The organism is Desulfoluna sp. CLI2B, from assembly GCF_056847375.1.
Genome location: NZ_CP186557.1, coordinates 3,304,510 through 3,326,259 on the forward strand (window position 1 = coordinate 3,304,510; position 21,750 = coordinate 3,326,259).

24 protein-coding genes are annotated in these 21,750 nt (G+C 49.5%); 3 read left to right on the forward strand and 21 right to left on the reverse strand.

Annotation, left to right across the window (positions count from 1 at the left end):
* Window positions 1-29: 29 nt before the first annotated feature.
* The 4 genes from ACOYW2_RS15555 to ACOYW2_RS15570 form a co-directional block, all read right to left on the reverse strand.
* Window positions 30-407 carry a hypothetical protein gene (locus tag ACOYW2_RS15555; RefSeq protein ID WP_482767059.1) on the reverse strand — a complete coding sequence of 126 codons (378 nt, stop codon included), beginning with the start codon at window positions 405-407 and terminating at the stop codon, window positions 30-32.
* A gap of 408 nt (window positions 408-815) precedes the next feature.
* Window positions 816-2,393: a radical SAM protein gene (locus ACOYW2_RS15560; RefSeq protein WP_482767060.1), complete on the reverse strand. Its 1,578-nt coding sequence runs from the start codon at window positions 2,391-2,393 to the stop codon at window positions 816-818.
* A 31-nt stretch (window positions 2,394-2,424) separates the two neighbouring features.
* Entirely contained in the window at window positions 2,425-3,585 is a 1,161-nt protein-coding gene (locus ACOYW2_RS15565; RefSeq protein WP_482767061.1) for a protease inhibitor I42 family protein, read from the reverse strand.
* A 25-nt stretch (window positions 3,586-3,610) separates the two neighbouring features.
* Window positions 3,611-5,047, reverse strand: a complete 1,437-nt coding sequence (locus tag ACOYW2_RS15570) for a B12-binding domain-containing radical SAM protein (protein ID WP_482767062.1) — start codon at window positions 5,045-5,047, stop codon at window positions 3,611-3,613.
* Window positions 5,048-5,596: 549 nt separating this feature from the next.
* Between ACOYW2_RS15570 and ACOYW2_RS15575 the strand changes: the two genes are divergently transcribed.
* The 3 genes from ACOYW2_RS15575 (at window position 5,597) to ACOYW2_RS15585 (ending at window position 8,963) form a co-directional block, all read left to right on the forward strand.
* A complete protein-coding gene (locus ACOYW2_RS15575; RefSeq protein ID WP_482767063.1) occupies window positions 5,597-7,306 on the forward strand; it encodes a galactose-binding domain-containing protein in 1,710 nt (569 codons plus the stop codon).
* A gap of 200 nt (window positions 7,307-7,506) precedes the next feature.
* The gene (locus ACOYW2_RS15580; RefSeq protein WP_482771038.1) at window positions 7,507-8,217 is read left to right on the forward strand and encodes a class I SAM-dependent methyltransferase; all 711 of its coding nucleotides are present in this window, start codon (window positions 7,507-7,509) and stop codon (window positions 8,215-8,217) included.
* Window positions 8,218-8,447: 230 nt separating this feature from the next.
* Complete coding sequence (locus ACOYW2_RS15585) at window positions 8,448-8,963, forward strand: hypothetical protein (RefSeq protein ID WP_482767064.1); 516 nt, start codon at window positions 8,448-8,450, stop codon at window positions 8,961-8,963.
* A gap of 123 nt (window positions 8,964-9,086) precedes the next feature.
* Here ACOYW2_RS15585 and ACOYW2_RS15590 read toward each other — a convergent pair whose 3' ends face one another.
* From ACOYW2_RS15590 to ACOYW2_RS15670, 17 genes are all read right to left on the reverse strand, one after another.
* A complete protein-coding gene (locus tag ACOYW2_RS15590; protein ID WP_482767065.1) occupies window positions 9,087-10,157 on the reverse strand; it encodes a hypothetical protein in 1,071 nt (356 codons plus the stop codon).
* A gap of 147 nt (window positions 10,158-10,304) precedes the next feature.
* The gene (locus tag ACOYW2_RS15595) at window positions 10,305-10,589 is read right to left on the reverse strand and encodes a hypothetical protein (RefSeq protein WP_482767066.1); all 285 of its coding nucleotides are present in this window, start codon (window positions 10,587-10,589) and stop codon (window positions 10,305-10,307) included.
* 125 nt (window positions 10,590-10,714) lie between these two features.
* Window positions 10,715-10,957: a TOPRIM nucleotidyl transferase/hydrolase domain-containing protein gene (locus ACOYW2_RS15600; protein ID WP_482771039.1), complete on the reverse strand. Its 243-nt coding sequence runs from the start codon at window positions 10,955-10,957 to the stop codon at window positions 10,715-10,717.
* 119 nt (window positions 10,958-11,076) lie between these two features.
* Window positions 11,077-11,346: an AAA family ATPase gene (locus ACOYW2_RS15605; RefSeq protein ID WP_482767067.1), complete on the reverse strand. Its 270-nt coding sequence runs from the start codon at window positions 11,344-11,346 to the stop codon at window positions 11,077-11,079.
* Window positions 11,298-11,726: a hypothetical protein gene (locus ACOYW2_RS15610; RefSeq protein ID WP_482767068.1), complete on the reverse strand. Its 429-nt coding sequence runs from the start codon at window positions 11,724-11,726 to the stop codon at window positions 11,298-11,300. Before ACOYW2_RS15610 ends, ACOYW2_RS15605 begins: the two co-directional genes overlap by 49 nt.
* A 15-nt stretch (window positions 11,727-11,741) precedes the next feature.
* Window positions 11,742-12,011 carry a hypothetical protein gene (locus ACOYW2_RS15615; protein WP_482767069.1) on the reverse strand — a complete coding sequence of 90 codons (270 nt, stop codon included), beginning with the start codon at window positions 12,009-12,011 and terminating at the stop codon, window positions 11,742-11,744.
* Window positions 12,012-12,024: 13 nt separating this feature from the next.
* Entirely contained in the window at window positions 12,025-12,327 is a 303-nt protein-coding gene (locus ACOYW2_RS15620; RefSeq protein WP_482767070.1) for an ATP-dependent nuclease, read from the reverse strand.
* A 137-nt stretch (window positions 12,328-12,464) separates the two neighbouring features.
* Window positions 12,465-13,397, reverse strand: coding sequence for a hypothetical protein (locus ACOYW2_RS15625; protein WP_482767071.1), 933 nt, complete (start codon window positions 13,395-13,397; stop codon window positions 12,465-12,467).
* A gap of 251 nt (window positions 13,398-13,648) precedes the next feature.
* On the reverse strand, window positions 13,649-15,187 hold the full coding sequence (locus ACOYW2_RS15630; protein ID WP_482767072.1) for an IS1182 family transposase: 1,539 nt from the start codon (window positions 15,185-15,187) through the stop codon (window positions 13,649-13,651).
* An 827-nt stretch (window positions 15,188-16,014) separates the two neighbouring features.
* Window positions 16,015-16,929: a hypothetical protein gene (locus ACOYW2_RS15635; RefSeq protein ID WP_482767073.1), complete on the reverse strand. Its 915-nt coding sequence runs from the start codon at window positions 16,927-16,929 to the stop codon at window positions 16,015-16,017.
* 558 nt (window positions 16,930-17,487) lie between these two features.
* Window positions 17,488-18,057 (reverse strand): phage tail assembly chaperone, encoded by a 570-nt coding sequence (locus tag ACOYW2_RS15640; RefSeq protein ID WP_482767074.1) that lies wholly within the window; start codon window positions 18,055-18,057, stop codon window positions 17,488-17,490.
* Window positions 18,058-18,184: 127 nt separating this feature from the next.
* Complete coding sequence (locus tag ACOYW2_RS15645; RefSeq protein WP_482767075.1) at window positions 18,185-19,090, reverse strand: phage tail-collar fiber domain-containing protein; 906 nt, start codon at window positions 19,088-19,090, stop codon at window positions 18,185-18,187.
* Window positions 19,091-19,105: 15 nt separating this feature from the next.
* Window positions 19,106-19,756, reverse strand: a complete 651-nt coding sequence (locus tag ACOYW2_RS15650; RefSeq protein ID WP_482767076.1) for a phage tail protein I — start codon at window positions 19,754-19,756, stop codon at window positions 19,106-19,108.
* Entirely contained in the window at window positions 19,753-20,865 is a 1,113-nt protein-coding gene (locus ACOYW2_RS15655; RefSeq protein WP_482767077.1) for a baseplate assembly protein, read from the reverse strand. The genes ACOYW2_RS15650 and ACOYW2_RS15655 overlap by 4 nt, the downstream gene beginning before the upstream one ends.
* Entirely contained in the window at window positions 20,855-21,175 is a 321-nt protein-coding gene (locus tag ACOYW2_RS15660; RefSeq protein WP_482767078.1) for a hypothetical protein, read from the reverse strand. Before ACOYW2_RS15660 ends, ACOYW2_RS15655 begins: the two co-directional genes overlap by 11 nt.
* The gene (locus ACOYW2_RS15665) at window positions 21,176-21,562 is read right to left on the reverse strand and encodes a phage tail protein (RefSeq protein ID WP_482767079.1); all 387 of its coding nucleotides are present in this window, start codon (window positions 21,560-21,562) and stop codon (window positions 21,176-21,178) included.
* Window positions 21,563-21,748: a hypothetical protein gene (locus ACOYW2_RS15670; protein WP_482767080.1), complete on the reverse strand. Its 186-nt coding sequence runs from the start codon at window positions 21,746-21,748 to the stop codon at window positions 21,563-21,565.
* Window positions 21,749-21,750 lie beyond the last annotated feature (2 nt).

The following is a 21,750-nucleotide window of genomic DNA, read 5'->3' on the forward strand; positions in this document are numbered from 1 at the left end:
GCGATCATAAAAGCGTGCGGAGCTGCGACTTAAAAATTAAAATTGTTCATGACGTCGCTGAAGCCGTCCACCACAGTGGCCACCTGATGGGCCATCATGATATCCCGCAGCAAAAACACAGCCACCATGGCCCAGATACCATAGGTGCAGACCTGCAACTCCAGGCCGGTACTCTCGGTTTTTTGCTTCATCAACAGGGCCACGCCCGCTACGGCCACAGGAACCATCAGCCACCAGCGGATGGAAAGGCTTCCGATAAAGCAGAGGATAACAAAAACAAGGATCAGGCCAACACCCGCAAACGTAAGGGGGTTGAACGTCTTAATGGCCTCCATGGCCTGCTTCTGATCCATCGGTGTCTCCTGGGTGGTCTCTGTCTGTTGCTCGTCCATCGTCTCCTCCGTCATTCCACATCATCCAATTACGAGTCGCAAAGCAAAACACATGACATACCCTGCGCCTCACAGGGGCCGAAAGCGCCCGGCCTTCCCTAGGATCTCCATCCGTCGGGAAACGTACCTCCTCCCCTAAGAAAAAATACCAGTCAAACGCCCCCATTATTACGTCCAAAAAAGCAAAATAACAACATTGTTTTACTATACAGCAAAAAGTACTGTCAAAAATTTAATATGACCATCCAAATAGTTACCGCCCAGAGGCCACACAAAAACATCACATGTAGTCATAGTGCTCCAAAACCATCTCAAAAATGTTCCGCCAGAGAAAACATCTCGCCCCGTGTTCCCCTGAAGCAAAAAAAACCTGCGGCACACAAACAGCATGCCGCAGGCTTTGATGGCTTACTTCAGGTGGCGTCAGGTCGCCGGGTATACCCCTTGAACCGCGCCGGTGAACCGACCGATGTAACCTGGGAATCTTTTTTCACCCTCTTCCAGAATCTCCCGGGCCTTACCCGGCTGATTGAGTTCCGAGTAAACCACGGAGAGGTCATAAAAAGAATCCATGTGCTGGGGCGTGGCCGCTTCGGTGGCCTTGAGCAGGCTTGCGATGCCCTCCTCGGTGCGGTTAAGCCGGTGAAGGCTCAGGCCAAGGCCCTTGAGGGCGTATGGGTTCTGCGGATCCATCTTCAGGACCTCTTCGTTGGCCTCCTTGGCCTGTGTGAAATTGTTCAGGTTGTAGCTCACGAACCCGAACAGCTCCAGGGCATCCACCCGCTGGGGGTCCAGCTCCAAAACGCGCTTCAACGTGAGGGAGGCGAGCTGCCACTTCTGCTGGTTGGCATAGGCCCAGGCCGTCTCCATGAGTTCCGCCGGATCGTTGTAGCCCTTCAGCTTGCTCCGGGTGGCCTCCATGGTGGTGTGGTAGACGCAGTACTGGTTCTCCGCATGGATGGAACCGTTCAGGGTCAACCGGGTGTTGGGGCAACCGCCCAGGCATGCGTCGCCGTATGCGCACTCTCCGCACAGGCCGCCGAGGTCCGACTTTTTAAGGCTGCGGGACCAGGAGAAAGCATCGGGGGCGTTCCAGATCTCCGTTAAGGGGCGCTCCCTGATGTTGCCCTCGATCATGCCGGTATCCCGGATGGACGTGCACCCCAGGATATCCCCGTTGTGAAGGATCCCGAAGCTTCGCTTACCGGCGTTGCACCCCTGCCACAGCACGGCTGTCGGTACATTCATGCTGATCTGGCGAACGATGCTCTCCTTTTCGGTGTAGTACCCCAGGCAATCGGCGGGAAAAACCTTGATGCGTCCCTCCATCGTAACCCGGTGGGAGTAGTCGATGAGGTATTCGATGACCGAAGGCTCCACCACGGACTCCCGGTCCTCGGCCATGTTCCCCATGGGCAGGCCGATCTGGATCTGCCAGAGGTCCACGTTGTTTTCCAGGAGGATCTCTTTGATCTCGTCGAGCTGGTGGAGGTTGTGCTTGGTCACCGTGGTGTTGGAGGCGCTCACATGCTTGCAGGCGTTAAGCACCTGAAAGGCGCTGATAACCTTGTCAAAGGCCCCTTTTTTCCGAATGGCGTCGTGGGTTTCACGGTTGCCGTCCAGGGAGATGGAAATGGTCTCCACCCCGTTGGCCTGGGCCGTCTTTACCATCTCTTCATTGACCAGCCAGCCGTTGGTGATGATGTTGGGCTTGATGCCGTTGGCGGTGAGGCGCCCTGCGAGCTTCGGCCAGTCGGTCCGGGTCAGGGGCTCCCCCCCGGACAGGGTAATCCACTTGAGTCCCACCGCTTTGAGGTCGTCACAAAGGGCCAGGGCCTCATCCGTGGTCAGCTCATCCGGCAACGGCTCCGCACATGACGACCCGCAGTGGTCGCATCGCATGTTGCACCCCATGGTGATTTCCCAGACAGCGGTAACAGGCAAATAATCCATGCTCCGATCCTTTTCGTATGTGGGTTCCGGGTCAAAGGCTGCAGCCATGGGTCCTCCCGGTGACTGCAGCCCAAAGCCGTTAACAGCAGCAACCTGTGGCGGGGTTACAGGGGGCGGCGTAAGGGGGCATGGCAAAGGATGCCTGTGCCATGGGCGCAGCGTACAAAGCCTGCACCGGCGTATAGGAGGGTGCGGCGTACAACGGCTGTGCAGACGCACCGCCACGGATCATGGGAGCGGCATAGAGAATGGTAAAGGGCGGCAGTCCCATTCTGGGGTCTGCGAGCTGGCAGGTGGCCGGGGCCGCATACATGGGCATGGGTTGCGGCATGGGCGCGGCATAGACCGGCTGAGCCATGGCATTGGCCTGCATCATGGGGGCCTGATAGAGCATGCTCACGGAGGCGGCGGCCGTGCACGGGTCCGTGGCGCAGGCACCCACGGGCGCAGCGTACATGGGCATGGGCTGGGTCATGGGCGCCGCATAGACCGGCTGGGCCATGGCGTTGGCCTGCATCATGGGCGCCTGGTAGAGCATGTTCACGGAAGTGGCGGCCGTGCACGGATCTGTTGTGCACGCGCCGAGGGGCGCTGCGTACATGGGCATGGGCTGAGCCATGGCATTGGCCTGTGCCATGGGGGCGGCGTAGAGGTTTGTCACCGTCGCCATGTTTGCCTGGGCCATGGGCGCGGCATAGAGAATGACCGGTCCGCAGGATGCGCAGGTGGCCTGTCCGGCGCTTGCCATGGGCGCCGCGTAGGCAAGCATGGTGGCCGAGGCATCCATTCCACCCATGGGGGCGGCGTATTTCAGGACAGGGGAAGCCATGGGGGTGGCATACTTCAGCACCATGGAGGGGCCGGACTCCGGGCTCACGGCATCGGCGCTGGTGAACCGCTGGGACTTCATGGCCTCTTCGATGTCGTCGGCCGCGGTCTTGGAGGGCGCTTTGATCTCTATGGTATAGGTCTCGGTCTGTGCGGGCTCTTCCATTCGCCACGGGGCAATGAGGATAAACTCAACCTTATAAGTTCCCTCCTTCAGTGCCACAAAGTCAAAGGCATGGTTGGAGGGACCACCGTAGGCAGAGGAGGCTGGTGTAACGCAGGAGCCAAAAAGTGCGATTCCGCCGTCCAGAAAGGAGAGATACCACCCGTACCCGGTGGACCCCACATTGGACTGCAGGACAATCTGGAGCGGTTGCCCCACAATAGCCGTTACGCATTTTTCTTGCGACATGACAGTTCTCCTTTGGTTCATTGGGTTATGGAATGCCCGAGGCGTCGCGTAGGTTCTCAAGGGCGGATACCTCAGACGAATGGGCAATGTCCGGGTAATACTTCAGGATAGGTTCGGGGGTGCAGCTCTGGATCATGTCCGGCGGGGCCTGAGCCTGAAGATCAAGGATATGTCGGGTCACCTCGTGGACCTCGGACGGGACCAGGGGAATCCCGCTTCGAAAAAGATAGTTGCTGCCAAAAAAACCAAAATCGTCGTAAAGGGCCTCATGGAGGACCTCCTTTCGGCGTTGTTCCTCCCAGAGCCTGGAGCCGGGAATCTGGCAATACCACTGGATCAACACCCGGACCCTATATGTTTCATAAAGGCCTGCGGCAAAGTCCACGGTCTGCATCACCTCTGCGCGGGTCTCCCAGGGCAGGCCGATGATAAACGAAAAATCGGCCCGGCCCGCAATGCCGTACTCCTTCAGCAGGGCCGCCGCTTTGGTGATGTTCTCCGTGGTGGTCCCCTTGCCTGCCTTTTTCAACCCCTCGTCGTAGCCGCACTCCGCCCCCACCAAAAATTGGTGGGCATAGGGCAATGCCGACTCCACAAAGGCACCGTTGAGCATGTCATTGGCCCGGGAGCTGAAAATCGCCTGCACGGGGAGTCTTTTTTCACGGAACCCCCGGAAGATCTCCACGGCCCGCTCCTGTTTCACGCTGAACTCATCGTCGATGATCTGGATGATGCCCTGGGTCGTAAGGGAGAGGTACCCCGTCAACCGCTCCACCCGGCGGACAAACTCGGCCGGAGAAAGCCCCCGCCATGTCTTCCTGTAAGCCGTGGAGCAGAAGACGCAGTCAAAGGGGCAGCCCCTGGAGGACTCGATGCCCAGGCTGGGGTAAATGCCGGGATGGAGGCAGCCGTAATCTGGTATGGGAAGTGCCGCCATCTCGGTTTCCGACATCAGCGGCGCGGTTGGCGTCCTGCGAATCCTGCCGTCTCCTCCCATGACGGTCAGGTTGGGGACCTGGGCCAAGTCTCCGCCGCTCTCCAGCGTCTCGCAGAGCATGGGCAGGGCCTTATCCCCCTCCCCGCGAATGCAGTAATCAGCCGATGTGGAGGCAAGCAGGTAGGTGTCGAACATGGTGGCATGGATGCCCCCCAGCACAATGGGGACACGGGGGTGATACCTTCGGACCTGATCAATGCACGTCCTGGCCGTGGGCCAGGCAAGGGAGGTGGTTCCGATGCCCACAAGATGGCTGGACATGATCAGCCCGGCGTGATGGGAAAGCTCATTGGACCCCTGGGCGATGAGATCAATGATGATGACCTCGTGGCCATGGTTGCGAAGAATCGTGGCGAGCAGGTAGATGCCGTAGGGCGGACAGGACCTGACCGCGTCCATGGCAATGGGGGTGAGTGTCCCCCCATGGTAATCCATCAGGGGAGGTGCTATCAGCGTAATCCTCATGGGTTTGTCCTTGAAAGACAGATATATGGAAAGAGGCTAAAGGCTAAGGATGTATAGGCGCTGTGAGCGCGCGTCGCAAGGGTGCGAAAGGCAAGGACTCTGGAAGCGAATTTGGGCCGTGGGGCCCATGGGCTCAGGAAGGCGAAAATTCAATCTATGCGTTTAAATTTTAGGCATTTGCGATTGGTATTTTGGTGCAGATTAACGTATCGTCAATCAAAAATCAACCACTATATCCCATGGGTTTCGCAGAGGGTCTGCGGGCCCTTTCCAGGACCGCCCCAGGGCCTTTTGAGCTGAATTGCTACAACAAAACTAAAACAATTGACATATTCCCTCATCCCCGTTAGAAATTCAGGAAGGTTTACGGAAGAACACTTTGTTTACATCCATTCAATTCAGGAATGGATGCCGTGCAGTAAAAACCATCGTATCACGTCTTTATGTTACCCAGCCCACGCCTTGGGCTGATGCGTCCGGGCACCCACAGCCCGCTCACCCGGCGGAATATCTTACCGCCACCTCACGTTCACCAACACAGAGGTAGCCATGCTGACACGACGAATGAAAGGTCTGGTTGCAGGGGCACTGTTTCTTTTTGCGCCTGCGGTGTATGCATCCGATGTTTCCGACTACAAAGGAAGCTGGGAGTATCGCGCCCTGTCTCACCAGGGTGAAATCGATCGCAATGCCCCCTTTGGCAAGGCAAGCTTTCTCACCACCCACAACTCGTACAACGCCGGGGTCTACTCCCAAAACGGAAGCTACATCGATCCCAACCACAAAATCAGCCTCACCGACCAGCTCCAGATCGGCATCCGCGCCCTGGAGCTTGATGTGCACCACACTTTCTCGTCAAGCGGGTTCTGGCCCTGGGAATGGAAGTTCTCCCAGGAGCTGAAGTTGAGCCACGCCAACGGGGACACCGGCACCCACCCCAACGACCGCTTCTTCACCCAGGGGCTCCAGGAGATCAGAAACTGGCTCAACGTAAACCCCGACGAGGTCCTCATCATTTACCTGGAAGACCACATGGAAGGCCACTACGACAAAGCCATCGGCGAAATGAACGGCATCATCGGCGATCTGGTTTACAAGCCCGGCGGATGCAAGCGCCTTCCCATGGACCTATCCAAGGCCGATGTCCTGGCCGCAGGCAAGCAGATCCTTCTAATCGGCGGCAACTGCGCCACCACCAACTGGGCCAACTACGTCTTCAACGGGCATTTTTCCTCCACGGAATCACTGGAGAACTTCGTGCCCTGCCCCACCTGCACCGCAGGCAACAAAGACGTCGCCTATATCCAGAGCCACCTTGTCCGCATCTATGAGGATTCCACCACCCTCTCGGCCCTCTTCGGGGACCCGGGCCCGCCCATTACCGCTGACGACGCCGCCCAGATGGCCGAATGCGGCATCGGCGCCATCGGCCTGGACCAGGTGGTTCCCTTTGATTCGCGCCTCAAGGCCCAGATTTGGAGCTGGGGAGAAAACGAGCCCAACAACGCCGGGGGCGAAGACTGCGCCGAGCAGCGCAGCGACGGAAGGTTCAACGACCTGCCCTGCTCGACCATGCGCTGCGTGGCCTGCATGGACCCGTCAAACGGAGACTGGTTCATCACCGACGGTGCCTACACCTGGGCTGAGGCCCGTACCGCCTGCGACACCGAATTTCCCGGGGAAGGCCTTGTCTTCGGTGTCCCGGTCAACGGCTACGAAAACGCCCTGCTTCGTGACCTCAAAACCGGCCTCGGCATCGACGCCGTCTGGATCAACTACTCCGACCGCCTCAACGAAGGCCAGTGGGTCGCCAACCCTTACGACAACCGCGCCCTGGGCAAGCCCACCGTCCAGTCTTCCACCTACAACGGCACCGCCCACGCCTCCCGCGCCGTGGACGGAAACCCCAACGGCAACTGGGCCGCAGGCTCCGTCACCCACACGAACAACGATCCCAACGCCTGGTGGCAGGTGGACCTGGGTGCTCAGACCGACATATCCAGCATTGAGCTTGCCAACCGCACCGACTGCTGCGCCGACCGCCTCAGCCACTTCTACCTCTTCATCTCCGACGCCCCCATGGACAACCGCCCCCTTGCCGACCTGCTGGTGGACGACTCGGTGACGCGCCACTACCAGGAATCCCTGTCGGAAACCACCCTGACGCTTCCCGCCTCCGCCCGGGGCCGTTACGTGAAAATACAGCTCGACGGCACGGGTATCCTCTCCCTGGCTGAAGTGGAAGTTTACGGTGAGTAAGCATTGAAAGGAACAACCCACATGAACGTCGCCTCCGGCAATCCTGCCGGAGGCCTGTTTGAGCTGAAAGGCTATGAAACCGAGGTACCAGGATGGAGAGCACCGTGGATAACAAAGGTGGCTGGACATTAAGCGGAGATGGCCCGGAAGCGTATGAAAGGTATATCGTGCCTGCGTTCAGCGGGGCCTGGGCACAGGATATGGTGAACAGGGCCCGGCTGCAGGGCGGAGACAGGGTCCTGGACCTTGGATGCGGCACGGGCATTGTTTCCAGGCATGTATGGAAAGCCATGGGCGAATCGGTCTGCACCAGCGGCATGGATGCAAACGAGGCCGTCCTGCAAAAAGCACGTGCCCTGAGCCCGGAGCGCACCGTTCCCATCGAATGGAACCACGGCCATGCAGAGTCTCTGCCCTATTCCGATGCCTCATTCAACGTTGTGCTGTGCCAGCAAGGCCTGCAATATTTCAGTGATCCTGCTGTGCTTGCAGGTCAAAGCTGTTCTTGTTCCAGGAGCGGATTGTATTCAAGTGCGTGGGCGCCCTCTTTCCAGTTTGCCTTTTATTGGCAGTTCACCGGGCCCTTCGTAGGTATGTCAGCTAAGCTGCCGCAACCTCTCTGCCTCCTATCCCCTCCGGGCAATGCCGACGACCTGAAAAAGCTCTTTACCGCCACCGAATTCCGGCATGTGGGCATCTCTCTGGTCATCAAACAGATGCGCTATTCGCCACTGGACGAGTTTCTCATGGGAGGCTTTGCGGCATCCCCCTTTGCAGGGGAAATTCTCGCATTGGAAAAGGCCAAACGGGAAGAAATGATCCGATGGATCCGTGAATCGATATGGGATTATGTGGATGATCAGGGACTGGCAGCACCCATGGAGAGCTATGTGGTCACAGCCCAGGCATAAAAAAAGGCCCAAGGAAAATGAACCGGATCCGTTGCACCACCGCTCGGGATACATGGAGGAACGTGAAGCACACCGCCCCAACAGCCCTCTCCTGTCTTTTGATAATCCTTTTCACCACCCACATCAGTTGGGCCGGGCCTCTGCCCCTCCCCGTAGATGCGTTTGAGAAACTAAAAACGGAATGCGCCGAATGCCTGGACCACGGGGTCATGATCTGCGGGAACACCAACATGGCATTTGGGAACCATGTCAAAGATTATTTTTTCCAGGGAACCCCTGCCAGGGGCTACCTCATCACCCCGCCCCTCCTGGCCGCCCCATTGAAAATAAAAATACGGGCCCAGAAAGACCACGCCAAGCTGGTCTCAACCGTCATGGATGATTTCAAGTTACTCACACTGGTGGCCATAGACGGTTCATTCAGCGAGGTATACCGACTACCCGCCCCCAACGTCCAGGTGCATATCCCAAAGGCCCTGCACACCTGTTTAAGCGATCCCGAGAACAAATGGGGATGCGGCGTCTCAGAAAACAGGTCCAAGGAGTGCTGTGAAAAAAAGCTGGGCTCCATCGTCATCACCGCAACGTGGCTCGACAGGAAAAATGGGGAAACTCTGGAATTACGTTACAGCCCGACCATAGGCTCAACAACGCTGGTAAGAACGACGCAAGACAACTCAAGATACGTGTACGTCTGCGACACGGCCCGCGCAGAAAACATTACAGAGCGGAGCATGGCCCCGTGATACAGCTGTGCTACTCTTAGCGCTATCCTGACACAGGGGGGCACTTGGTCAAATTCCTGATCTCTGATTATCAGCATCAAGAGCCTGTCCCATGTTTCATTACCAGCGATTTGTTATATGCTTTTAGGTCTTTACAGATTTGATGAGATTACCAAGTTGTTCAATTCCATCGTATGTTGAAGGAAGTCTGCCTTCATCCGAAACAATTCCGGAAAAGATAATGTTTTCAAACTTTGATAATGATTCTTTGTCTTTATTTTTTATTTCTAAAGAATAATCAGCGTAGTGCTGAATAAATCGACACAAAGTCTTTCTTAGGTCGATTTGTAATATTTGTGATTTGGTCGACCTATAATTATACAAAAGAACCCGGAAATAATATATTGATATAACGATAAAAGATAATGTCGGAAATACAGATACAATAAGTCCTTTTTGTATTGATGATATGTCGGCTAAGTGAGTGTAAATCACGTATAGTTCAATCAAAATTGGGCATACGATCAAAACTGCTAAAAAATACATACCAATTTTAATTTTGAATAGCTCATTTCTTTTTTCGGTTGAAAAATCATTAAAGCCATCATGTAAACCGACAAAATTAAAGGCTGTTTTATACTCATCTAAAGCTTGTTTAAGTGCGTTTACTTTTTTTTCTTTTTGATTTAACTCAGATTCCCATTCTTGTTTCAATTTATCCGATTTTTCTGAAAATTCTTTGAAATCACGAAAACTTTGGAAAGACTCATTATTGAATAATTCTTTCAAGATATTGATCGGCATATCAACAATAGCAAAATTAATTTGATCCTTTGCGTTATTGTCGAATGAATCGAGGTTTGAAACAACGAATTTACGTACTTGTTCAAATTCTCTCGTAAGCCTACCTTTTGTGCTTAAGAATAGTTCAAAAAGAAACCGAAAACACATAGAACAAATATCGTCTAACTTTTCTTTTGATAATTTTTCTTTTTCATCAGAAAGAGCATTTATAAAATGGTCACCAATCCATTCAATATTTATTTGGCATTGTAAGTCCCAATCTTCAGGACTATTAACCATAGAATTTATCACTGTTAAAATAGATGAGTTACGCGATAGTTCAAAAGAGTCTTCCGTTACGATAGCTTCAATTTTTGAACTAAATCGATTTAAAATTACCTTACTTCGACCTTGATTGAATAAACTTTTCATTTATACCTTATTGGTTGAGAATCATATAACGCTACGCTTCACCCGACGGGCGCAGAAGCTTTTAAACTTTATGAATACTGCCAACCTCTAAAAAGCAAAAACTGCATAAAAAACCGCACTTGCGCCCGGTCGGCGTGGAAGCGATTGTTAGGCAACTACTTCTTCTGAAGAAGTCGCCTGGTTTAATTTACTCGAAACAGTTGTATCAGTTGTCCCAAGCATTGTATTAATCATTTTTATTAATGATTGAGACTTACTACCACTATTCCAAGATAGTTCTAAAGAATGTGATACAGCTAAAGGATTTTTAAGTAAACCTTTCGCCTTTCCGTATTTTGTAGCTGATGAATCCTGATGTGCTTTCCATTCTGGCCCAAGCTCTGTTTTTAGCATATCTGTAATATTGGTCTTCCAAACCGTAATATTAGGCAAAAATACATGCTCTTCTGTAGGCCAATGAAATGTATCGGATTGACCACAAAACCTTAATATCGAAGCATTATCTTTTTTTATGCTTAACCTCCAGAAAGCTGGCTTTTTTTTTCTTCACATGGGCTTCATCTTTGGGCTTCGTCATATTCGATTTGTTTATTTGTATCACCATCAATCAGTACAAAAACTGGAATTTCGAGCAATCGTGCAATGCATAGTGGCCTTAAAATTTCACTTTTTCCATGTACAGGAACAATATGGCAACCTTGACGCCTGAAATCATCGTAAACACTCATCAGGTGCAAATAGGTTGTGATAATCTCATATGTCTTCGACTTCTCAATGAGAACTTTCTGAGAGAAAAACATTTCATTAAGCTCTGGGCTTAAAGTCGGTGAAACTTTTGCAACCAATGCAGATGGATTTGTTGGCTTAGATTCTCAATTCAATCCGAGTTCCTCAGCTATATCATCATAATGAATCCGACTTACGAAGTAGATTCGCTGGGAAAACCATTTTCTCGAACTATTCTAAGAGTAGATATGTCGTCGGAAGGAACAAAGTATGGACTGTGAGAACAAAGCAATATTTGGGCTTTCTCCTCAGCCAATTTGAACATTGTCTCTGCTAAGTATTTTATTTGAGGTGGGTGTTGATAAAGCTCTGGTTCTTCAATAGCCATTAACAATTTTGGGCTGTTAGCATCATCTATATTAACCAACTCTTGTAATAACGCGAAAATATATGATCGCTGCATTCCATGACCAAACCGTGATAACTCGCCCTCAAAGTCATTATTTCCATAATAAATCCCGCCACTGGGTCTTCTATTTTAATGGTCTTTTGATCTTCATAATTCCATTTTACCTGTGCCTTGATATCTGGTTTTGACCAAACTTGGAGTCTTTTTTCAATTGAAGATGAAACAGATGATAAAACACTTTGTTGAGCATCTAACATGTTAGAATAAGCATTTTTTGCATCATCGTAAATTTTTGAAAGTTCGGAATCAAATTTTACCTTAGATCTAACTGTTCGCTCTAATAAAATCCCAAGCGCTGAATTTTTCGTCTCTTCAGCTTCTTTAGATATGTCTTTCGTTGCAGGAATAAAAACCCATTGCATGTGGGAAGCCAATAAGTTCTGGTTCCTTTATATGTACCATAATTGATCCTCACTGGCAACATAAGAACACAAATCAGGGTGTGCCTCTTCATACTCTCTAAGAGACGCTTCCATACCACCTTTTGTTTTAATATCTTTTAAATCACTGAATTTATCTTCAGCCCTTATTGAGCTATAAATGCTTTTTAGGTCTGGTACTTTAGCGCCGGATTTTGACGCTGAAAACCACGAAGAAAATTCTGCAATAACTTTCCTTTGGCCATATTGTTGTACCTGGCATAACCCTAATTTCATCATATTTAGCTTCAGCTTAGAATGATCCATTTTGTCGGACATAAGCTGATAGGTCGGACTTTGCCTTATCTGATAAGTCACCAAATGTAACTGTAATTATAATGGGTATTTTTGTGTTTTTGTGGTGAAAATCATTTTCGGTTAATTTAACTAAGTCAGTTTGATTATTTTTGTTTTCTCGAAAGAATAAATTTAATGCATTTATTACTGTTGATTTTCCAGAACTATTGGCTCCAATAAAACAGTTGTAATTAGAGAAGTTAATATCTTGCTTTTTATAAGATCTAAAGTTTTCAATCACCACTTTTAATATTTTCATGATATCATCATCTCGTTTCGTAGTATTTTTATTGTTTAACGCCATAGATGTGGTGCAGCCGATCGTAGCGCTATAATGGCGTGCTACGGAAGGCGGTCCGTCACAATTTGTTTACTATAACTTTAAGTATTTAAAAGTTAACTATCTCCAAAGAAAAAGGCTTTTCTTGAATCATCATCATGCAAATTGTGATTTGCTATATGGTATTGACTTGGGTTTACTGTTTTAGAAAACAGCAGATAGGGTATTTCATCAATACATATTTCCGCAATAACTGCCGAAAGATCTTTTTCGTAACAATCCTGTAAAATTGTTAAGTTTGTTGAAGGGAAACTGTTTTTAAACTTTTCATTAAACTCTGGATAGAAATACTTGATAAGAGCTGCTTCATATAATGCAATTCGTTGTTTTTCAGTTGTATTGAAAAGTGCATCTAAACCATCAGATATTCTGCTCGAGTCATCACATATATTTTGAGCACGAGGATTGAATGATGTTATGAGTTGGGTGTTTGTTTGGACCTCAAGCATAAGAATATTTATTTCATATCCCTCAGGGACACCGCTTAGAGCTATTTTTTGTAGCGTTTCATGCTTGCGTAAACGATCAATAGCGCTTCTGGAACCATCTTTGCCATAAGCTTGACCGATATATTTTACATGAAATTTTTGAGTACCACATTTTTGATTGATTAAATGTATTAAATACTGGCTATTCGGCCAATATTTCTTTCCAGCTTCATCTTCAATTAATGGTTCATCATCTTCATATTTTAAAGTTTGATCGTTTGATAATTGTATTTCAATTCTATGTTCTTCATTAAGTATCTCAAAATCAATTATTAATTTTTGACCAATTTGGCAGAATGAATTGTAGATTACAGAAGGCAAAAATCCAATAATGTATATGTGGCAGTTGCTTAAGACTTCTGAGTTTTCAGATATAAAATCGTCATCATAAATACCTTTTGCTGGAACTGTAGCAAAGCTTGATGCATACATACTAAGGGCATGTTCAACACCGAATTCTAAATTTGACAATCTTTCGTGTAACTTATTTCTTTGTGACAAAATTAATCCTTTAAAAAAATTATCTTATTATCAAGGGGTTTATGCCTAACGAGCCTGTAGAATAACCCCATTTTCAGGAATGCCTCTCCAGGCTGATTTTAAAGTGAACTTTTCAGTTTCTACCACAATTCAGTCAACGAAAATACTCATGCCATATCTGAACTTTATGTAACCGCTGCAGGACAGGAAAATACCATTCTTTGCTGCCATTAATGGGACCGCCGCGAGCTTCTCGGCCGCCCGGCTCCTGCTCAGCACCAGGCATATCGAGCCAGCTTCCCTATGTTGTGAACCATGGCAAAGAGTTTCCATTGCGTATCGACCTTGACCCGCCCCCTCAGGGTAAACCGATTCAACCCGAGGGTACTCCTAATGTTGGCGAAGACCGGTTCTATGGTGCCCATACGCCTGCTGTACCAGAACCTTCCCTTTGGTGTATCAAAGTGTTTAATCATGCGACTGACAGGCGTATCCGTCTGGCGCATGGTATTTGTAAAAACGGTCACATGCCTGTGTTCGACTTTTTTCCCGCGAATGCACTTGGCTCGAAGCTCACAGGCCCTGCAATCCGTATTCTTTGCCGCGTATGTGATTCCTTTAAGACCTTTCTGGTCTTTAAAGTTGCTGTTTTCGACATAGAGTTCATTTCCGGCCGGGCAGATAAGCTTCTTCTTTTCCGGGTCGTACACAAACTCACTGGCTTTAAAATATTTTGCCTTTTTGACGGTTTTCCGTTTATCCGTGGGCCTTTTATGCCTGTCGGCCGTGGCAAAATTAGGATCTCGCTTTCGAAACAGTTTGTCCGGGATATACGCTTCGATTTTTTCATCTTCGATCCACTTGAGGCCATCGGATGAATGAAAGCCGGTATCCGCCGTTACAATGGTATCCTTGAGAGAATCGTTATCCCCTTCAGCCTGGTTCATCGTCTTACGCGCACCATCAATCATATCCTTTAAATAAAGGTGCTCAGTTGATGAACCATGGGCTTCGGCATGGGTAATAACCTGATGTAAGTCATCCGCAACAGCAATGCCAGTATAGCCCTGAATCACACCATGTGACGTGGACATCTTTGCGCTTTCGTTATCAGTCAGGTTGCTTTGAATGGGCTTACCTTGGACTCCGATTTTTTCCTTTCCCTCGTCCAACCAAGCCTGAATCTTGTCCGCTTTCTTTTTAAGGCTTTTGACGGCTTTTTTCTCTTTTGCCGTCATATCAGACCCTTCGTCACCACCTTTATCCTGTGCCTGGTGCTTTTTAAGGATCAACTGAATAAATTTTTCGATCTTTGCCTTTTTGCGGTCGAAATCCTCACGGTTTCCGCTCCACTCTTTTGAAGCGTTCGAGCTGAGCTTACAGCCGTCAATTGCAAACATCTTTTTGCCGATTAGCCCTTCCATGGAACAGATGGCAATCACTCGGGTCAAAAGCACCGAAATCTCTTGCCCATATGAAGAAATGAATTTTGCAATGGTTGTGAAATGGGGCCGGGTATCACCGGCCAGGGCGATAAAAGTCACATGACACTCACAACAAGATGCAATCTTGCGGCTGGAGATAATGCCCAGGGAATAAGCATACAAAATGACTTTTAAAAGGACGGCAGGGTTATAGGCGGGAGCTCCCGTTTTGTCGTTGCTGTAATGCTTGTCAAAGATCGAAAGGTCAAGTTCGTTATCCACCAAATGGTCAATGGCATGAACGAACGTGCCGGGAATGATTTGCTCGTCGAACCGGACTGGAATAAACATCGACTGGGCTTGAGAATAACTTTTGTATCGAGCCATACTCACCTCGCTGATTTATTTGAAGAGAGCATAGCAAATATTAAGCTGTAAATACAGCTTGATATCTTAAAATTTTACTTACTCTACAGGCTCAACGTAGTGCTAAGGGGCCGGCGGCGTTTAACGACACAGGTCGTTACCCCAAAAAGTTTGAATTATTGAATAGTTTGAGAAAACCGGCTGCAGTAGCCGGTCCCACTTTAGTGCATTGTTCGGCAGATAATCTGGAGAGGCGTGTTGGATTCGAACCCAGGTCCTATTTATACGTAATCCACGCATAATATCAACTATATACTTAAGACATCGCCTTTCATCTGTATCACCTTGAAGCCCTATAATACACTAAAAATACGTGCCCCATTTTGCGAGACTTCCACAAAAACTTCCACAATTTTGAATGCGTTTAACATGCGGATCACGCACATGGATTAAAAATCGAACTCGTACTGTCTTAGGACCGAAAGGTTTTAAATACTACCTCATACACCATATTAATAACTGGTTATCACCAGCCCCACAGAAACTCTATGGTTTATAGGTCCTGAGTTACAATAGTTTTTAAATTCCATTGGTCTGTTGCATGAAGTTACTTTTAGCAATCTGTAAAATTATCGAGTGAATATTTGAAAAAAAGGTGGGTTTGTGCTTTTTTTGCGGATTGTCAGGATAAATACATTCTATAGCACTATTTGCTGAACAACCATCTAAGATATGCGCTACAGATCGGGCAAAACTCGTGGGTAAGTTCATAGAACAATAGTCTTCTTTTGTTAGCATTAACTCACGTAAATTTGTCAAATCTTCATCGGACTTCGCTTTGAACATTTTTATTTTCCAATTTTTAGTATTGTGTCTACAAGTTGTGTATGTATAGATATTGTGTCACTGATAGTGTCGGCCATAAAACGCATTGCATCAACATACTTTGCTGTAAAAGTGTATTTGCTGCGCGAGGTTACATACAATATCCCAATCATGCTAACCTTTTCTCCATCCCAAGCATTTAATGGGGCAACCATCATTGTCTGGACTTCATTGGAATATCCTTTTGGTTTCTCCAAAAGCTGTTCTTTAATAGCTTTTCCTATATCGTTATAAATAAGAATTTTTCGTTTATCATGATTATTGATCAAGTAGTGTGGTAGACCTTCGTTTGCCGCAATTGGTTCGGTTGTGTTAGTTCTGTTCCGCTCGAAGCCGTTTGTCCGTGCAACCGTCTCGTAGATAATATTTCCCATTTCTGTTGGGTGTGGTTTTGCTAATCGTAAAGCAACTTCAATTTTTGAATCGCCAGTGACCTCTCTAAAGTAGGTGCGAACATGATTAATCACTACAACTAAGTGATTCATATACTCAGAACTAACTTGGTTTGAATTTTTCTCTGCCAGCCTTCTAAATATAGATGAGTGAGAGTCACGAATATCGTGGGCGAAGTTATGAAGTTTATATTTTATATTCAATGAATGGATTATGCGCTTACGATAATATGCGAATATAAACGGGAGAGATACGAGTGCGAGGCAAAATAATGTGGTAATTATTGTTTCAACCTGGATGGATGTACCTTGAAAGTGGCTAAGGTAATCTATTGCAATTGGCTTGTTCGTTAGTAGCAAAATCGGAAATAAAATTGATAGAAAAAATTGAGGTATAAGCGTTCGCTTTCTGAGATGCACACTTGATATACTTTTGAACCATGTTGACTGGCCATCAGTATATGGAACGACACTTTTTTTTGCCATCGATATTTACCTAAATTCAGAGTCAAGTGCTAATACATGTAAAATTCATGCATATTTGTAAGTATAAATTGCAATTTGATGTGTATTAATTGAATTGCTACGTACTGAATGGTTCCTTCTTTCTTGAAATGAAAGATATAGAGCCTCAGCACAAATCTACAAGTAAATTGTTTAGTAACAATAGGTTATACTTCGCCCATCGATTAACCAAACGAAATGAACATATAACTTTGTTCTCAATCTGTCAACAAGACATGTAAGTATGAACGATAAATACGCTATAAATCCAGAGTGGCTTCTTGTAGACTTCTATCTTTTTAAAATTATGGGGGCGCGTGCATCTAATGCTATGTTAATATGACCCAAGCACCTTATTAATAATATCTATAGTGCATTTAGTTAATCTGGCATGCACATTCTTTAGAAGGCCGGTAATAGCAACTCAAATGTACAGCAAACATAATATGACAATGGTACCTTTATCTGTATATTTTATCAATACATTAACTATGAGTAGGTAATTCATTGCTTTGGGCAGCCATATCCGACCTTTTGTTATTATCGTTTTTTTTGATTAGGCATGAAGGGCCACGGTACTGAATCGGTAACCGCTATCAATGATTGCGGCAAATCTCTCAGCTGGCTCCTGTAGTTTTCCCATTCGATTCGTATAAAGGGTTCCAACGGATAATCCGGCATCATGATATAATCACAATTGGCCAACCGCCGATTTCGTTCCGGGCGAACCACATTATTCAACCATAGGCGAAATTCTACTTTCCAATCGTTGCCATCCCACTTGCTGTTGGGAATTGGCTCCTTCTCAGTCCAGCTTGAATACGGCTCAACTCTAATTTCTGATATTTCATGTCGTTTCTGTGAAATGGTATCAAAATAAACCTTTCCCCGGTAATCAGGTTTTACGATCCACACACCTTGCTCCAAAACCGCGACCTCATATTCGTTTGTTTCAGGAGGTGGCTGCAGGGATGAGGATTTGGGGTTGTATAGCCAGCGATCACTTGGGCTACCAGTTTCTTCGTCCCACATTGGATTTTGCCGTGGCTTGGAGTCTCGTCCCTTCAAGTATTCACCCGTTTCGGGGTGTGCATTATACAATGTTGTCATTAGTAAAATATCCCCCCCCATTTAGTTACGTTTTTTGGCCTGGCCTCAGCCCCACCAGATGATAACGTACTAATACTTGAGCTATTTGTTGTTGATCCATACGCTGCGCCTGATCCAGGTCAGTTTCTCAACGTTTATTAGTCCACGGTGTCTGCTCCTTGTTTTTAGACGCCTGCCCCGTACCAACATGGTCACCCGTTGTTCCATCGCCTCTATCTGAACGAGATGAGGCATCAGGATCAATCCCCGCCCCATGGTCCCAATATCTGGGAAAAAGGCCTCGGTCATCAGGCAGGCTAAAATGCATTTCGTCGAGGGCTCCATACATGGTTCCAATTTTCGCAAAGAGGTTCGGATAATCAGAGCGTAAGAGACTCGATCCGTCCCGTTCAAGCATACGACGCCTTCTCATCTCTTCATCTGAAGGCATATATGACAGGTTAATGTCATCTCCCGGCTCGTAAAACGAGACTCTCTTTCCTTTGACACTCAAGTCTCCCGAAATCGACACATTACCCTGCCCATCCTTCCTCACCATCTCCAGATACGCCTTCAACTCATCCGCAACATGCTGCCTGGTCGCCAGTACCACCGCCGGGTCTACCTTCAGCTCCACAGCAGCCGTGTCCGAAACCTCCAGGATCATCTTCACGTAAAGATCCTTGGATGCCCCCTGGGTAATCTTGGGTTTGTAGGTGTGGGGATACTTGCCGATGGCAATCAGGTTGCCGTCCGGGTCGAAGATACCCACCTCCCGGATGTCGAAGTCCCCCACGTCCGATGGGATAAAGGCCTCCACCACCAGCCAGTTGCTGTTGGCTTCATGGATGGAAATGTGGTTGATGCTGCCTCGCCACACCTCATTAATCAAAGATGTCCGCTGAAGCATGCCTGCCAGGTCCAGGCTCGCGTAGGATCCGTTGCCGTCGCCCACGGCCAGGGTTGAAAACGAGACCGATTTACCTAAGACCGGCGAGTTGGCGAACATCGCCTTGCCGGTGTTGGTTAAGGTTGTGAAATAGGATTCTGCCATTGGTGTTTCCTTATTTTAGGGATAGATGCAGGTGGTTTCGATCATCTGGGTTCCCAGGCCAAAGTAGACGGGCCCGGACTCTTCCAGATTTTCGAGTTGCCAGGGGAAAACGGAGACGGTTTCGGCGTATTGTCCGGCCATGGCCATGTGGATTGTGCCCTGCCCTGTCAGGTATGTGATCACGGCATCGAGCTTGGAGCGGACGTTCTTGTAGGCTTCGATGAGCTGATCCGCCCAGGCGTAGGCCTGATCGGTGACGCCCTGGTCGGTGACTTCCACGCGTACCCGGAAGTGGTAGGGCTGGCCGTCGTAGGTCCACCACTCTTCCACGGTGCCGCCGCCGAGCACGTCGGCGATGGCGCCCTCGATGGCGGACGGGGTTCCTTTTTGTCGATGACGGGCCACGGAGTTCCGGACAAGGGCCCTCTTCTTTTCAAGGGTCAGGCTGTCGTCCCAGAAGTCCACCTTGAACTGCCAGGCCAGGTGGGTGAGGAGGGGCTCCTCCAGCTCGTCCCACCGGCTGTACATATATAAGGTGTCGATGGCCCGGTTGATCTGCTTCAAGTCGTCATCAATGGCGCGGGCGGCTGCCCGGATGCTTTCGTCTCCGGAGATAGACGCGGGGAGGATGTCTGCAAAGGAGATGTCGGGCAAGGCTTTACTCATCTTCCCCCCGCATAGTTCAGGGTTTGGGTGCCAGCCTGGGCCACCTGGGTGGTGGCCAGCTTTTGAAAAGAGGGAGACCGCAGCACCACGCGTTTTGCGCCGGCACTCTTTAAGCGAAAAACCAGTTCATCGGGGTTGATGTCACGCCCCAGCTTTTCGCATTGCCAGGCTGTGTAGTCGGCAATGGCCTTACTCACCCGGCTTTGAATTTCAGAAATGGCCTCCTGGTTCTCTCCGGAAATAAAATAGTCGGCATCGATGTCGAAGCCCACCGGCACCGGGGCAATGACGGACACCCTATCCGTCAAGGGCCTTCGGTTCTTCGGGGTCACGGCATCGGCCACGGTTTGCAAAATGGTTTCATCCGGAAGCCTGCCTCCGGAAAGAAGGACCACCACCTGGACGGTGGCGTCTGCAGGAGAGACCACGGCCACGTCGGCGATCTCTTGATGGGCCGACTTGGCCCAGTAGATGTAGGCCCCTTCCGGACCGGCAACCGAGTACTTGTCCGGGGCGTTGTGGATCCGTTCCCTGTAAGGCTCGTTGCCTTCTTTGTCGGCTCCGCCCGTGGTTGTGATGGTGTTGGAAACGCTCACCACATAGGGGACGGGATCCACCATCTGGTTGATCTGCCCGGCCACGTACCCGTTGCCCACGGTGCCCGTGGCCATGCAGGTCACGGGCACGTCAACGAAGGTGTCCCCGGCGGCCACCTCGGCATAGCTTTCCGTCTTGAAAAAGAGCGTGCCGTCCGGAGAGACGCGGGTCCCTTTGTTGATGGCCACCACAAACTCCAGGGCCTCGGCAATGGAAAACCGGCACAGGGTTCCGGCTGCAGAAGAATCCAGCCGCTCCGTCTCCGTAAAGGCCCCCAGGTGATCCAGGTGGTCGCCTTCGCTGTAGGCCAGAAGATTCATTTTCCCCGCGTGGTTGATCAACTCACGCTGCTGCACGATGATAGAGGCCAGGCCCATGAGGAAGAGGCGCTCCGGATCCGCAGGGGCCAGGGATTTGCCCGTGATGCCCTCGTGCACGGTCAAAATATTGCTGATGGTTTTCTCGGCATCGGCTTCCACAAATTGGATGTCCGGAAGATTCTTAAGGCTCATTGATTTTAATCCTCACCACAGGGATCAGTGTCCCGGCCCGGGCCTTTTCGGTGTCGGCCACCCAGGACACGGAGAGAACATCCACCCCGGGGACATAGGTCTCAATTCCCTGGATCACGGCTGCCGATGCTTTGGCCTTGGCCACCGGAAGCGGCGTGTCCAGATAATCCGCCTGGGCACCGAAGGCCCTGTCCAGGGGAAGAGTCCCCACCCGGGTGGCGCAAACAATCTGCACCTGCTGCACAATGGCATCGATGCCCGTTGCCCCGATCACCACACGGTCCAGCTGCCCCGTCACATTCAATTCCATTTACGCAAACTCCTTTAACTTGATGGAGACCGCCGCAACCAGGAGCCGCCCTTTGCCGTCGAATTTCTGCCAGTCCTCTTCCATGGAAAGGAGGGCAAACCGTCCGAAATTGTACCCGCCCACAACCAGGTTCTTTGCCTCTCCGGAGGCAAGCACCTTGCGCACGGCATCGATCTCACCTGAAGGTGAAACGCCCAGACTTTCGGCGAACATCATTTGAAGCGACACCTCGTCCAGGCCCGGGCCAAGAAACTCCAGGACAGGCTTTTTCCCGGTGACGGCATGCTCGGCAAACCGCACCTTGGATGAACGCTTGAACTCATCGAAGGTGCGGATCCGCGTGCGGCTGGTTTCAAAAACAATCTCTCCGAAAGCCCCCACCTCCATTTATCTGTGTCCTTTGGATGCTGGGCTTCCGGAGGCATCGTCCAGAAGGGTCATGTGTTTGTAGACGGCCCGGCCCAGGGCCGCTGCCATTTTTTCTGTCTGGGCAAACTCGTTGCCCGTTGCGAACCCTTCCACTTTGAGTTCCTTGATAATGTCTGCCACGAGGGCTGCTGCGCTTGTTGCCATGA